This window comes from Kitasatospora sp. NPDC059648 (genome assembly GCF_042734825.1).
Classification (GTDB): Bacteria; Actinomycetota; Actinomycetes; order Streptomycetales; family Streptomycetaceae; genus Kitasatospora.
In genome coordinates this window covers 1-1,030 of record NZ_JBHWDU010000247.1, presented here as the reverse complement: position 1 = coordinate 1,030, position 1,030 = coordinate 1, and the positions used below count along the sequence as shown (strand labels likewise).

The window sequence follows — 1,030 nt, the reverse complement described above, 5'->3', positions numbered from 1 at the left end:
CTGAGGACAAGCCCTCGGCCTATTAGTACCGGTCAACTCCACCCCTCACAGGGCTTCCATATCCGGCCTATCAACCCAGTCGTCTACTGGGAGCCTTACCCTCTCAAGGAGGTGGGAGTGCTCATCTCGAAGCAGGCTTCCCGCTTAGATGCTTTCAGCGGTTATCCCTCCCGAACGTAGCCAACCAGCCATGCCCTTGGCAGAACAACTGGCACACCAGAGGTTCGTCCGTCCCGGTCCTCTCGTACTAGGGACAGCCCTTCTCAACACTCCTACGCGCACAGCGGATAGGGACCGAACTGTCTCACGACGTTCTAAACCCAGCTCGCGTACCGCTTTAATGGGCGAACAGCCCAACCCTTGGGACCTACTCCAGCCCCAGGATGCGACGAGCCGACATCGAGGTGCCAAACCATCCCGTCGATATGGACTCTTGGGGAAGATCAGCCTGTTATCCCCGGGGTACCTTTTATCCGTTGAGCGACGGCGCTTCCACAAGCCACCGCCGGATCACTAGTCCCTACTTTCGTACCTGCTCGACCCGTCAGTCTCACAGTCAAGCTCCCTTGTGCACTTACACTCAACACCTGATTGCCAACCAGGCTGAGGGAACCTTTGGGCGCCTCCGTTACCCTTTAGGAGGCAACCGCCCCAGTTAAACTACCCACCAGACACTGTCCCTGATCCGGATCACGGACCCAGGTTAGACATCCAGCACGACCAGAGTGGTATTTCAACGGCGACTCCACAACAACTGGCGTTGCTGCTTCAAAGTCTCCCACCTATCCTACACAAGCCGAACCGAACACCAATATCAAGCTATAGTAAAGGTCCCGGGGTCTTTCCGTCCTGCTGCGCGAAACGAGCATCTTTACTCGTAATGCAATTTCACCGGGCCTATGGTTGAGACAGTCGAGAAGTCGTTACGCCATTCGTGCAGGTCGGAACTTACCCGACAAGGAATTTCGCTACCTTAGGATGGTTATAGTTACCACCGCCGTTTACTGGCGCTTAAGTTCTCAGCTTCGCC

At 55.8% G+C, this 1,030-nt stretch carries 1 rRNA gene; it reads right to left on the bottom strand.

From position 1 onward, the window contains the following. Window positions 1-2: 2 nt before the first annotated feature. Window positions 3-1,030: ribosomal RNA gene (locus ACFV1W_RS40755) — 23S ribosomal RNA — on the bottom strand; the annotation flags it as partial.